The sequence below is a fragment of the Flavobacterium bizetiae genome (assembly GCF_902804475.1).
In the GTDB taxonomy this organism is placed as follows: Bacteria; Bacteroidota; Bacteroidia; order Flavobacteriales; family Flavobacteriaceae; genus Flavobacterium; species Flavobacterium bizetiae.
On the sequence record NZ_CADCSU010000121.1, the window covers coordinates 21,981 to 34,858 of the forward strand.

Genomic DNA, 12,878 nt, shown 5'->3' on the forward strand with positions numbered 1-12,878 from the left:
TAATTGTACTGATGAGTAAAACCAAAAATGAAACAGCAATTGAAAATACACTAATAATTGTAGGTAATCCTAATTTACTTTTAATTGGTTTGGGTATTTTTACACTGCTGCTTTCTGTAACTATTGCTTATTTTACCTTTAATATTAATTATTTCATCCATTATTCAACAGAAAATATTTTTGTTTGGGTATTTGCTCTCTCGATTTTATTATTTGCTGCTTTAAGCATCTACATGATTTTAACTGTAAAGAAAGTTATACTTACCCATACCGGTTTAAAAATTGCATATCCTTTGTTGTTTTCGTCACGCGATATTCATTTTGATGATGTTTGCAATGTTTACGATCAGGATTATGATATAAAAGGTTCTCATAATTTTAAAAAATATGATATCTATAAAGGCAAAAAAACGATAATCGAACTTTATGACGCTAAGAACATTGTAATTACTTCTCTCGAGATTACAAATTATGCGATTCTTGCTCAAAATTTAAAGAACATTACCAAGCCTTACTTTAAGATAAAAACCCATTATTATGACAATATTGTTAATACACAGCGGTATGGCTGGTTTGTATTTTGGGTTTTCTTTATTTATTTTTTAATCGCGTATATCATCTATAAAAAATATTCGTGATTCTTTATGAAACAGGATTAAGATAGCACGCTGATTAAACGGATTTAAGCAGATTTACTGAGATCTTTTTTTGCTTTGAAAGTGATATTGCAAATTGACGTCATTATTTTTATCTCATAGTCAGTTAATATACCCCTACCTTCATTTCTTATAAATGAAAAACTTTTGGTCTAGCCCCGATGGGAGCGGTATCCTTTTTCTTGTTTCTTTAACAAGAAAAAGATATAGTGTACAGCGGGACAAATGGTTATTGCAAAAGCTTTATTCTTCTGCTCCTTATTAAATAAACACAAATTTTAATTAATAAAAAACAAATATTTATTGATAAACAATAAATTTATATATCTTTGTATCATATAATTTTTTAAATCAAAATATTATGTCTACAAAATCAGTTTACATTTTAAAGCTCCTGAACATAGTGTCATGGATTGCTTTTATCGGACTTTGCGTAAAAGCAGGTTCGCTTTTGGCCTCATACGGGGTTAGTATGTTTATTAGTGAAGTTGGGGCAAAAAATCTGCCTTTGGGTTTAGATTTGTCAGCATTAAAGGCTTATGATCAAATCGATTATTCGATTATGGTTTTCTGCCTTACCGCAATTACCATTTTTGAAGCTTTAATATTTTATGCGGTCATTCAGATTTTCCTGAAAATTAATTTTGTTAGTCCGTTTCATGAAACAATTGGAAAACTGATTCAAAAAATGAGTGGTTTTTCGCTTATTGTCGGGCTTTTGAGTAATGTAACCGTTTCGTATTCGGAAAAATTTACTGCTATGGGAATTCAGCTTCCTAATTTAATGGAACATATAGGTCTTGGAGATGCCTTTTTATTTTTTGCCGGCATTTTATATTTCATCTCACAACTTTTTGCAAAAGGAATTGAACTGCAAAAGGAAAGTGAATTAACCATATAAATTATGCCAATTATAGTAAATCTCGACGTTATGATGGCAAAACGAAAAATGTCATTGAATGAGCTTTCGGAAAAAGTCGACCTGACGCTTTCGAATCTTTCGATATTAAAAACAGGCAAAGCAAAAGCCGTTAGGTTTAGTACGCTCGAAGCAATTTGTAAAGTTTTAGAATGCCAGCCGGGAGACATTTTAGAGTTTATCCCTGAATAATTTTTTTAATAATCACAGTACGGCATATTTTAAAAATGTAAATAAAATCTTATATTTACTTTTTTTATATTTTTAAAATATGTCCAATACTCTATGCCTTTTACTACTTACATTTCTCTTTTATCCTGCGAAAATAAAGAGACAGGCCCGGAACAATTGCCTCAGCATCATAGTTTAATTTACTTTAAAACTTCTACTGCTGCTGAATTGGGCGATAAAAATTGGTTCGAACTTCAGCCTAAATTGAATGATAAATTAAAAGTGGAATATATTGATGATATAATCTTTGTATCCAGATTTATTGAAGTAAATGCCTGTACCAATTATGCGGGGGATGTTGCAATAAAAAGAGATTCTATTTTACTTATTCATAAAGCCCTGTCAGGCGACGCGTGTACCTCGACCGCTATTGATAAAGTGACCTACATCATCAAAAATCCTCAAATGAAAAAATATAGAATAATCCTTAAACATGAATAAGATTATACTAACATTTCTCGTTGCAACGCTATTCTGGAACTGTACGCAAAATGATAAAGACCGCTTTTCTAACTATGAACTAATTAGTACAAAAGAAGAAGTTATAAAGATAAAATTTATTGAGTGGGCCACTACCGACAGACCCGGTTTTATCACTGAAGAAAACTATAATGCTAAAAAAAATGATAGTACTTTAATTGAATATTGTTTTTATCTTGATACTAAAAATAGTAATATCCAGAGCTTTTCTGCCAAAAATATTGAGAAACTAAATGACGGAAAAACAATTGAGTTAACCGGAAGATATTATAAAACCAAAACATTTGATGCTATTTTTCCCTATAAAGAATTTAACAACTACAGTTTTAAACCAAAGGACGGTTACTTTACTGTTTTTGTTTATGAATCTGTAAAATAATTCGTCTTATATGCCCCTTAAAACTGTCTTTTTTAATCCCTAAACTATTGATTATTAAACATTAAATTTGTTATACTAATTTCTAAATCAGATAAAATGAGTGCAACAGATTTTACCACAACAATACAAGTAGACCAATCTCCTGAAGAAGTTTTTAATGCCGTAACCAATGTTCGGGGTTGGTGGTCTGAAGAAATAGAAGGCAACACGGCTAAATTGAACGATGAATTTAACTATCATTATGAAGATATTCATCGTTGTAAAGTAAAACTGATTGAGGTAATCGAAAATCAGAAAATCGTTTGGCTGGTTGAAGAAAACTATTTTAAATTCACCCAAGACAAAACAGAATGGACGGGAACAAAACCTACTTTTGAGATTGCTGAAAAAGACGGTAAAACAGAACTTCGTTTTACGCATTTTGGTTTAACCTCAGAATACGAATGTTTTGAAATATGCCAGGGCGCCTGGACCAATTACATTCAGAATAGTTTGAAAAAACTAATTACAACCGAAAAAGGCGAACCCAATGCCACCGGAAAACCACAAACCGAAAACGAGAAGAAATTGTCTCAAAATTAATTCGGTCTTTTTGACTTCCATTTTTAGACTACGACAAAAATAGTTTTGGCTAAATCTGCCCGATGAATCTTGCGCAACTTTGTACTATAAAAATAGAGACAAATGAAAATTACAATTACAGGTTCGTTAGGGAACATCAGCAAGCCATTGACCCAGGAGTTAGTGCAAAAAGGACATGAAGTTACAGTAATAAGCAGCAGTACAGCGAAACAAGCCGAAATTGAAGCTCTTGGAGCTAAGGCAGCTATAGGTTCTGTTGAAGATGTGGCTTTTTTAGCCGAGGTTTTTACAGGCGCAGATGCGGTTTATTGTATGATTCCGCGTGCGAATTATTTTGATCCCAATCTTGATTTGGATGCTTTTACCCGAAAAATTGGGAATAGTTATGCCGAAGCAATCCAGAAATCAGGCGTAAAACGTGTTGTATTTTTAAGTAGTATTGGCGCGCATTTAGAGCAAAATTCAGGAATTATTCAGCGTTATAATGAGATCGAAAGTATTTTGAAAAAGCTTCAGGATGTTTCGATAACCTTTATGCGTCCTACCTCATTCTTTTATAATTTGCTGGCGTATATTCCGCTGATTCAATCGCAAGGTATTATTGCGGCAAATTATGGGGCTGACAGTGTTATTCCGTGGGTTTCTCCAAATGATATTGCGGCTGCAATTGCCGAAGAAATCACCTCTCCGCTTGACGGAAAAAAGATTCGTTACGTATCAAGCGAGGAAGTTACAGGTCACGAAACTGCCCGAATTTTGGGCGAAGCCATAGGAAAACCGGATTTAAAATGGGTTTTAATCAGCGATGAAGAAACTTTAAACGGTTTGGTAAATGTGGGAATGCAGCCTAAAATTGCCGAAGGTTTGGTCGAAATGTACGCCGGACTTTACAACGGGTTGTTGGGAGAAGATTACAATAACAATAAACCGGCAATATTAGGAAAAACAAAACTGGTTGATTATGCCCAGGAATTTGCTGCAATTTATAATCAGAAATAAGTACCTTAGACTATGGCAAATCATCAACCTCATCGAATAAAAACTATCAGCGAATTTCACGAATTTAGAGATTTGCCCAAACCTGAGCATCCGTTAGTGAGCGTTTATAATTTTGAAGATCTTAAACATCTTAACGAAGAAGAACCTAAAAGTTTGATGCTCGATTTTTATTCGATTGCATTAAAACGTCATGCCAATGCAACCATGCGTTACGGTCAGCAGGAATACGATTTTAAAGAAGGAGTTTTGCTATTTATTGCGCCAGGTCAGGTTTTTTCTATAGAAGGCAATGCCGAGTTACAGCATACAGGATGGTCATTACTTGTCCATCCTGATTTTTTATGGAATACGCCTCTGGCAAAAAAAATCAAACAATACGAATATTTTGGCTATTCGGTTCATGAAGCTTTGCACTTATCTGATAAGGAAGAAAAGATGATTATTGCCATCATAAAAAACATTCAGCAGGAATATCAGTCGAATATTGACAAATTCAGTCAGGATGTTATTATTGCCCAAATCGAGTTATTGCTTACGTATGCAGAACGTTTTTATAACCGACAATTTATAACCCGTAAAATAAGCAATCATCAAATTCTGGCCCGCTTAGAAAACCTGCTCGAAGAATATTTCGAAACAAGTTCTTTATCTAAAAACGGATTGCCAACAGTACATTATATTGCGGAAAACCTGAATGTTACGCCCAATTATTTGAGTGGATTGCTAAAATCCCTTACAGGCCAAAGCACGCAACAGCACATACACGATAAACTCATCGAAAAAGCCAAAGAAAAACTTTCGACTACCAACTTGTCGATAAGCGAAATTGCTTTTGAATTAGGCTTTGAACACCAGCAATCGTTTAGCAAATTGTTTAAAACCAAAACAAATGTCTCGCCTTTAGAATTTAGGCAGTCTTTTAATTAAAAAGCGTTTTCGTAAAAATGACGTTCATAATTTTCATAAATTCGTGATATTAAAATTGAAATTATGAATCCTATTTTCAGAAATACGCTGGCCGTAATCATTGGCCTTTTTGTGGGAAGTATTGTCAACATGGCTATTATTTTAATGAGTGGCTCGGTTATACCGCCTCCAAATGGCGCAGACGTTACCACTATGGAAGGATTAAAAGCTACGATGCATTTATTCGAACCTAAACATTTTATTTTTCCTTTTCTGGCACATGCTATAGGTACTTTTGCCGGGGCCGCTACAACAGCAGTAATTGCCGCCACTCGCAAAACCGAATTATCTCTGGTAATTGGTGCTTTCTTTTTGTTAGGAGGTATTGTAAATGTGTGCACTTTGCCGTCGCCAATTTGGTACAATATTATAGATATCGTATTTGCATACTTACCAATGGCTTATTTTGCCAGAAAACTGGTTGTTTCAAAATAATCTTAACTTCATATTTTTCAAGATGAGCGAGAAATCAATATCACGAAAACCCGCAAAAATGTGTTACGAACATATTGGCGGAAAATTAGGGCAACTATTGGTAGAAAATTTTGCCGAAAAAGGATGGATTGCTAAAAGCAAACCAACCGATAAGCATTTTTATATTACTGATTTAGGACAGGAAGAATTTGAAAAACTAGGCATCGATATTTCGCAAATCAAGTCGGAAGATTTATAAATAAAAAGAATGAAAAAAGTTGGGCTTGTAGGCGGAACCAGTTGGGTTTCGACAATTGATTATTATAAATTCATAAACGAAGGTGTAAATAAAAAGCTGGGCGGACTGCAATTTGCAGAATGCCTGATTTATTCTTTGAACTTTGGCGATATTCAGGAAAAAACCTGGCCAAACTCATACGAACTGGTATTGAATGCGTGTTTAAGTTTACAAAAAAGTGGCGTTGATGCCATTGTACTATGTGCCAATACAGCTCATATGCATGCGGAAAAAATCGAAAAAGAAATTGATGTACCCTTAATTCATATTGGTACTGAAACTGCAAAAGCTATAGTACAAGAAAAAATCACGACTGTTGGTTTATTAGGAACTTCGTTTTCTATGGAAATGGATTTTTACAAAGATCGCCTAAAGAGTTTTGGTTTGAATGTATTGATTCCGGAAAGTCAGGAAAACCGAAATTATATACAACAAGTTTTGAAACAAGAATTGGGCAAAGGAATTATAAATCCGGAATCGAAAGAAAACTATATCAAAATTGCCAACGAACTCATCGGGCGTGGCGCCGAAGCAATTATTTTAGGCTGTACCGAAATTCCGTTATTAATAAATCAATCTGATTTTTCTGTTCCTGTTTTTGATACCACAAAAATACATTCTGACGCTATTGTGAGCTTTATGCTTGCTTAAACTTAAATTATAATCTATGAGCTATTTTGGCGGACTGGGTTCTGGAAAAGGCTGGAATAAATTTAATTTTATCCTTACACCTCCGGAATTTGAATCAATTTTCGAAAAACTTAAATTTCACTTTGTTATCACAAATACAAGGGTTCCCATAGATTATACTGCAACTGATGCATCTTATGTGTTTAATGGTTACAAAGATTTTTTTACCAAAATCATAATTGGCAATAAAGAATATGATAAAAAAGAACATTGGTCTTACGAGAGTAAAATAAGAATATCCATTACCAACGATATCAATAAAATTGGCTTTAAAGAAATTATAGACAAAGAAAGAGCTATTTCTGCATTTAAATTGGTCGATCCAACAGAACCTGTAATCAATATCAGTCCTTTTTATCTTACTTTTTCAGAGAATAAACAAAGTTTAAGCATTGCTTACATGAATACTCAAGGCACGATAGGTTTAGAACTAACGTATCCTAAAGTTGTAAGTTTTTCTACGGATAAATTCAATTCGGCTATTGATGCACAACAATTTAATAATCAGTTATTATTTAATGACTTAGTAAAAAATATAAAGGCATTATCTAACAAACCAAAATTGCAAAGCAGTACAAAACTCTATCGTCCCAATTTTTGGATTAGTCCCGAAGCAAAAAAACTTATCAATGAAAATCGCTATTTAAAATCTAATGGTTTAATTATTCTTTAAGAATATAAATTTTAAACATTTCGAATAAAATATTAAATGCTTTTTTAACTTCTTAAAATCTTATTTTATAACTTAGTTAGCTTTTTAAAATTTTAAAATCATGACTAAGAAAGAAATAGCCCAGAACTTTTTAAAGCTTGCTGCAAAAGGGCATTCACACGAAGCTTTCCGTCTGTATGTTGGCGCAAATTTTAAACATCATAATGCCTATTTTAAAGGGGATGCCGATACTTTGATGTTGGCAATGGAAGAATCTACAAGAACAAACCCTAATAAAGTTTTTAAAATTCATCATATTTTAGAAGACGGGAATCTGGTCGCCGTGCATTCGCATTTAAAACAAACCCCGGTCGATCTGGGTTTTGCGGTAGTTCATATCCTTAAAATTAAATCGGATAAAATTGTAGAACTTTGGGATTTAGGACAACCTGTACCCCGGGAACCTATTAACAAAAACGGAATGTTCTAGATTATAGTCGCAGTTTTCAGTCGCGGTAAACAGTTTACAAACGGAACTGAAAACTGAGACTGAAAAAACTTTGCGAACTTTGCCAATTTATAAAATTACACAAATAAAAACTTAGCGTTCTTTGCCGTTAAGTCGTAGTAGACAATTCACAACTGTGACTGAAAACTGAGACTGAAAACTGAGACTGAGACTGAAAACAAACTTTAAAAACCAGAAACAAAAAAAATGACTTCCAAACTTCGAATCCTCTTCCTATTATCTTCTATTCTTTTCTTTTCAAATCATAATACATTCGCTCAGAAAAAAAACAATTACGCCGCTCAAATTGATAGTTTAATAAGTGTCAGCAATCCCATATTTAATGGTGTTGTCCTGATTGCTAAAAACGGAAAAACGGTTTATAATAAAGCATATGGTTTTACTAATTTTGAAACCCGAAAATATTTAAAAACAGACAGCCAATTCGAAATCATGTCGAATACCAGACAAATCACGGCTGTTTTAATCTTAAAAGAAGTCGAAAAAGGCCAAATCGATCTACAGGCACCAATAAAAAAATATTTACCGCAATTAACTCAAACCTGGGCAGATTCTGTAACGGTTCACCAACTCTTAAATCATACGCATGGAATAGTGGATCTAAAGAAACCGCTTTTATTTAAACCCGGAAGTAATTTTAAATATGGTGATTTAGGATATAGTTTATTGGGAAAAATAATTGAATCTGTTACTAAAAAAAGCTATTATGAAGTAGCCAATTCATTTTTTAAAGAGCTAAAAATGAAACATACACTTTGTTTTTCTGCAGCGCCAATTAAAAATTTAGTTTCCGGATATGTCAACAACAATAACTCCTTTAAAAAAATATCAAAAACGATGATTACTATTGATGGAACTTCTTCTAACGGAATTGTTTCAACAGCCAGCGATTTAGCCATCTGGAATGAAAATCTCCATAAAGGAAAATTGCTAAAACCGGAAAGTTATCAATTACTGTTTAAGTACAATATAACGGCCCAAAATAGTTTCTTCGGAAAAGAAAAAGTAGGATACGGATATGGCTTTAGAATTGTTGACAACGAACCTATTAAATATGTTGGTCATACCGGTTTAGGTGATGGATTTTCTTCTGTAAATTTATACTTTCCGGAAAGCGACGTAAGTTTGATTATTCTAGAAAACCAAATGAATCAAGATCGTGATTTATTTTACGCTACAGAACTAAAAATCAAAGACATTCTGCTAAAAAGTACTTTACTAAATAAAAAATAAGATACAATGGCAAAAAATAAAACTACCGAAACTAATGAAAGTATTGTTGATTTTATAGATGCTTTTGTTGAAGATGAAACCAAAAAAAAGGACGCTTTTGAGCTTGTCAAAATAATGCAGGAAGTTAGTCATTTTGAACCCAAAATGTGGGGACCAAGTATTATTGGTTTCGGAAGTTATCATTACAAATATGCCAGCGGTCATGAAGGCGACGCCCCGCTTGTGGCTTTTTCTCCAAGAAAAGCTGCCATATCCCTTTATGTATATACAGCGCCCGAAGATAGAGACGAATTACTTGCTAAACTAGGCAAGCACAAATCCTCAAAAGGTTGTATTTATGTCAAAAAATTAGCCGATATCGATGTTGATGTCCTTAAAAATATGATTGCAATTTCTTTAGAAAATTTAAAAAAACTATATCCTTCAAATTAAATTCCACCATGATCCTAACTTTAATAATTCTGTTGTTCGCCCTTCTTATTTTGGTTTCACAACATCCCAGATATGGTAAAAAACCCTCCGGAGAAAGATTGGCTTTAATGCAAAAATCACCCAATTATAAAAACGGGAAATTCGAAAACATTCATTTTACGCCTGAACTCGCAGAAGGTTATAGTTTTTCTAAAGTATTTATCGATTTTTTATTTAAAAAAGTAGACCGCAAAATTCCGTCGGATGTAATTCCTAGTGTAAAAACCAATCTGTTACAGCTTTCTCCGGATCAGGATATTTTGGTTTGGTTTGGGCATTCCTCCTATTACATTCAGCTCGAAGGAAAACGTTTTTTAATCGATCCAGTTTTTAGCGGCAACGCCTCTCCTATTTACGGAACTACAAAAGCATTTAAAGGAACGGATATTTATACCGCCAATGACTTTCCTTATATTGATTATTTATTGATCACGCACGATCATTATGACCATCTTGATTATAAAACAATCATGGATCTTCAGCCAAAAATCAAAAAAATAATTTGTCCGCTTGGCGTAGGTTCCCATCTTGAATATTGGAAGTTTCCTAAAGAAATTATCATCGAAAAAGACTGGTACGAAAAAATAGAACTTGATCAGAATTTAACGCTTTATACCACGCCGTCAAGACACTTTTCGGGCAGAAGTATTGAGCGCTGCAATACACTTTGGACTTCTTTTGTATTAGAAGCCAACAATTTTAAAATGTATTTGGGCGGTGACAGCGGTTACGACACACATTATGCCGAAATTGGCGATAAATATGGTCCTTTTGACATTGCGCTTCTCGATAACGGACAATATAATCCTGCGTGGAGATACATTCATAATCTTCCCGAAGATCTTATCAAAGCAATGAAAGATATCAAAGCAAAAAGAGTTTTCCCGGTTCATTCTTCAAAATTCCCTTTGTCGCTTCATGCCTGGGACGAACCTCTGATAAAAGTAACCGAATTGAATGCCGCTTCAGAAAATCCAATTCCGCTAATTACACCAAAAATTGGAGAATTAGTAGAGCTAAGAAACGAAAAACAAGAATTTCAACAATGGTGGAAAGGGGTTAGGTAATCTTTGATTTTAGATTGCAGATTTTAGATTTTAGATTAAAAACTGTGACTATATATTGAAAACCTGAAACCTAAAACAAATAATCCAATAGTATATCATTTCGACTGAAAGTAGAAATCACACTAGAAACTCCGCAAAGTATTACTAAACTTTGTCGATTAACGAGTGTGATTTCTCGTCCGTCGAAATGACAAGATTGTGTGCAAACCTGAAACCTGAAACAAAAAACTTCAAAAAAACATGAACCAAAAAATATACCTTTTAGCAATTGCTTTTTTCCTCACTTTAAATAGCTTCTCCCAAAATACGTATGTCTTTTTGGGAAGCTACAATCGTGACAAAAACGCAGAATCTATTCAGGTGTATCAATTAGATACTTTAAAAGGAAATCTAACCAAAATAACCGCAGCAAAAAACACCATCAATCCATCGTATCTGACTTTATCGCCCAACGGGAAATACTTGTATGCCTGTACCGATACCAAAACACCAAATGCCGGAAGCGTGAGCAGTTTTGAATTTAATCCTGAAAATAAAACCCTCACTTTTTTAAACAAACAATCCAGCGGTGGCGAAAATCCGGTTTATCTCTCGGTTCATAAAAGCGGAAAATGGCTTGTAAATGGTAATTATTCTGAAGGAAGTGTTTCGGTTCATTCGTTATTAGAAAATGGAAAAATTGATTCGCTTGCACAGAATTTTCAATATACTGACGGAAGCACTCATAAAGAACGACAAACGAGATCTCACGTTCATTCGACGGTATTTTCGCCTCAAAATGATTACTTATTTCTTCCTGATCTGGGTGCCGATAAAATTCGTTGTTATCGTTTTGATGCCACTTTAAAACAACCTTTAGTAGCAACAAAAGTACCTTTTACCAAAACAGATTTAGAAGCCGGACCAAGACATTTTACCTTTCATCCGAACCGAAAATTTGGTTATTGTATCGAAGAAATGGCGGGCGCAATAAGCGTTTATGATTACCACGATGGAACTCTAAAACAAATTCAGCGCATCAATACACATCCGGACAGCATAACTTCCGGATTTGAAAGTTCAGACATTCACATTTCGCCAGACGGAAAATTTCTATACGCCACAAACCGCGGAAAAGAAAACAACATCGCCATTTTTTCTATTGATGAAAAGGGTCTTTTAAAAAATATTGGCTATCAATCGACTTTAGGCAATCATCCCCGAGTTTTTGCTCTTGATGAAAGTGGGAAGTTTTTGATTGCCACAAATGTCAATTCGGGAAATGTGATTGTTTTTAAAAGAAATCCAAAAACAGGAATGCTTAAAAAAGTAGGTAAAGAAGTTCAAATGGAGAATGTTTCTTGTGTTCAGATTAAAAGAATTTAGATTGTAATTGCCCACAGGGTTTACGGATTGAACTGGTTTGCACTGGTTTTTTTTTATTCTCATTCCTCGAAATGACAAATTAGGCGAAAATATTATTATGAAAATGATTGTCCTAGCCCCGATAGAAGTGGAAATCCTTTTGTGGCGGTGTTCGCCACAAAAGATTGGAACGGATAGCGGGATTAGCTCCTAAAAAAATGCATTTATCATAGAAATCGAGATAACAAACTTTGCGTAAAAAATCATTTTATTCCTGTAATCTGTGGCAAAAAACTCCCTCATACAAAAACTAAAGTCATTTTTTTATTTTAAATTCGTGCTCATTCGTAAACTTTAGTGGTAAACGAAAACTTTAAAACTTTAAAAAATGAATAATTCAGAATTCAATTTACAGCCTGATTTTTTAGAAGACGACATTACAAAATTAGTTCCTTTGCAGGAAAGCGATTTTGACGCGCTTTATAAAGTAGCGTCAGATCCTTTAATTTGGGAACAGCATCCAATGAAAGACCGATATAAAATTGAAGTTTTCAGAACATTTTTTGACGCGGCCATCAACTCAAAAAGTTCTTTTTTAATTTTAGATAAAAAAACAAACGAAATTGTAGGCAATACCCGTTACTACGATTACAATCCAGAGAAATCAAGTATTGCGATTGGCTTTACCTTTATTGGTCGAAAATTCTGGGGCGGATTATACAATAAATCGAATAAAAAATTATTGATCGATTATGCCTTTAAGCATGTCGACTCGGTATTATTTCATATTGATACAGATAATATTCGTTCGCAAAAAGCAGTTGGTAAATTGGGAGCTGTAAACATTGGCGAAGTAAATGTTATAGGTAATGTTCCGCTAAATCTACCTCATTTTGAATATGAATTGAAAGCTGAAAATTATCAATTATAAAGAATTATGAATTATGAGTTATGAATTATAAATTTAG

The 12,878-nt window shown here is 33.7% G+C and carries 18 protein-coding genes; all 18 read left to right on the forward strand.

The window, feature by feature from the left end; all coding sequences use genetic code 11:
* The first annotated feature begins 11 nt into the window (after positions 1 to 11).
* The 18 genes from FLACOL7796_RS16675 (at position 12) to FLACOL7796_RS16760 (ending at position 12,841) form a co-directional block, all read left to right on the forward strand.
* The gene (locus FLACOL7796_RS16675; RefSeq protein ID WP_173971864.1) at positions 12 to 638 is read left to right on the forward strand and encodes a hypothetical protein; all 627 of its coding nucleotides are present in this window, start codon (positions 12 to 14) and stop codon (positions 636 to 638) included.
* Positions 639 to 1,017: 379 nt separating this feature from the next.
* Positions 1,018 to 1,557, forward strand: a complete 540-nt coding sequence (locus FLACOL7796_RS16680; RefSeq protein ID WP_173971865.1) for a DUF2975 domain-containing protein — start codon at positions 1,018 to 1,020, stop codon at positions 1,555 to 1,557.
* A 3-nt stretch (positions 1,558 to 1,560) separates the two neighbouring features.
* Positions 1,561 to 1,767 (forward strand): helix-turn-helix domain-containing protein, encoded by a 207-nt coding sequence (locus FLACOL7796_RS16685; RefSeq protein WP_173971866.1) that lies wholly within the window; start codon positions 1,561 to 1,563, stop codon positions 1,765 to 1,767.
* A 93-nt stretch (positions 1,768 to 1,860) separates the two neighbouring features.
* Positions 1,861 to 2,247 (forward strand): hypothetical protein, encoded by a 387-nt coding sequence (locus FLACOL7796_RS16690; RefSeq protein WP_173971867.1) that lies wholly within the window; start codon positions 1,861 to 1,863, stop codon positions 2,245 to 2,247.
* Positions 2,240 to 2,665, forward strand: a complete 426-nt coding sequence (locus FLACOL7796_RS16695) for a hypothetical protein (RefSeq protein ID WP_173971868.1) — start codon at positions 2,240 to 2,242, stop codon at positions 2,663 to 2,665. Before FLACOL7796_RS16690 ends, FLACOL7796_RS16695 begins: the two co-directional genes overlap by 8 nt.
* Before the next feature lie 96 nt (positions 2,666 to 2,761).
* Positions 2,762 to 3,247: an SRPBCC family protein gene (locus tag FLACOL7796_RS16700; protein WP_173971869.1), complete on the forward strand. Its 486-nt coding sequence runs from the start codon at positions 2,762 to 2,764 to the stop codon at positions 3,245 to 3,247.
* 102 nt (positions 3,248 to 3,349) lie between these two features.
* The gene (locus tag FLACOL7796_RS16705) at positions 3,350 to 4,246 is read left to right on the forward strand and encodes an NmrA family NAD(P)-binding protein (protein WP_173971870.1); all 897 of its coding nucleotides are present in this window, start codon (positions 3,350 to 3,352) and stop codon (positions 4,244 to 4,246) included.
* Between the two features lie 12 nt (positions 4,247 to 4,258).
* Positions 4,259 to 5,173: a helix-turn-helix domain-containing protein gene (locus FLACOL7796_RS16710; RefSeq protein ID WP_173971871.1), complete on the forward strand. Its 915-nt coding sequence runs from the start codon at positions 4,259 to 4,261 to the stop codon at positions 5,171 to 5,173.
* Between the two features lie 63 nt (positions 5,174 to 5,236).
* On the forward strand, positions 5,237 to 5,647 hold the full coding sequence (locus tag FLACOL7796_RS16715) for a hypothetical protein (protein WP_173971872.1): 411 nt from the start codon (positions 5,237 to 5,239) through the stop codon (positions 5,645 to 5,647).
* A gap of 22 nt (positions 5,648 to 5,669) precedes the next feature.
* Positions 5,670 to 5,885, forward strand: coding sequence for an ArsR family transcriptional regulator (locus FLACOL7796_RS16720; RefSeq protein WP_173971873.1), 216 nt, complete (start codon positions 5,670 to 5,672; stop codon positions 5,883 to 5,885).
* 9 nt (positions 5,886 to 5,894) lie between these two features.
* Complete coding sequence (locus FLACOL7796_RS16725) at positions 5,895 to 6,575, forward strand: aspartate/glutamate racemase family protein (protein ID WP_173971874.1); 681 nt, start codon at positions 5,895 to 5,897, stop codon at positions 6,573 to 6,575.
* A 16-nt stretch (positions 6,576 to 6,591) separates the two neighbouring features.
* On the forward strand, positions 6,592 to 7,287 hold the full coding sequence (locus FLACOL7796_RS16730; protein WP_173971875.1) for a hypothetical protein: 696 nt from the start codon (positions 6,592 to 6,594) through the stop codon (positions 7,285 to 7,287).
* A gap of 100 nt (positions 7,288 to 7,387) precedes the next feature.
* Positions 7,388 to 7,756: a nuclear transport factor 2 family protein gene (locus FLACOL7796_RS16735; protein WP_173971876.1), complete on the forward strand. Its 369-nt coding sequence runs from the start codon at positions 7,388 to 7,390 to the stop codon at positions 7,754 to 7,756.
* Positions 7,757 to 7,981: 225 nt separating this feature from the next.
* The gene (locus tag FLACOL7796_RS16740) at positions 7,982 to 9,028 is read left to right on the forward strand and encodes a serine hydrolase domain-containing protein (protein ID WP_173971877.1); all 1,047 of its coding nucleotides are present in this window, start codon (positions 7,982 to 7,984) and stop codon (positions 9,026 to 9,028) included.
* 6 nt (positions 9,029 to 9,034) lie between these two features.
* Positions 9,035 to 9,460, forward strand: a complete 426-nt coding sequence (locus FLACOL7796_RS16745; protein ID WP_173971878.1) for a DUF1801 domain-containing protein — start codon at positions 9,035 to 9,037, stop codon at positions 9,458 to 9,460.
* An 8-nt stretch (positions 9,461 to 9,468) separates the two neighbouring features.
* A complete protein-coding gene (locus tag FLACOL7796_RS16750) occupies positions 9,469 to 10,566 on the forward strand; it encodes an MBL fold metallo-hydrolase (protein WP_173971879.1) in 1,098 nt (365 codons plus the stop codon).
* 240 nt (positions 10,567 to 10,806) lie between these two features.
* Positions 10,807 to 11,931: a lactonase family protein gene (locus FLACOL7796_RS16755; protein WP_173971880.1), complete on the forward strand. Its 1,125-nt coding sequence runs from the start codon at positions 10,807 to 10,809 to the stop codon at positions 11,929 to 11,931.
* 367 nt (positions 11,932 to 12,298) lie between these two features.
* Positions 12,299 to 12,841: a GNAT family N-acetyltransferase gene (locus FLACOL7796_RS16760; RefSeq protein ID WP_173971881.1), complete on the forward strand. Its 543-nt coding sequence runs from the start codon at positions 12,299 to 12,301 to the stop codon at positions 12,839 to 12,841.
* Positions 12,842 to 12,878: the final 37 nt, after the last annotated feature.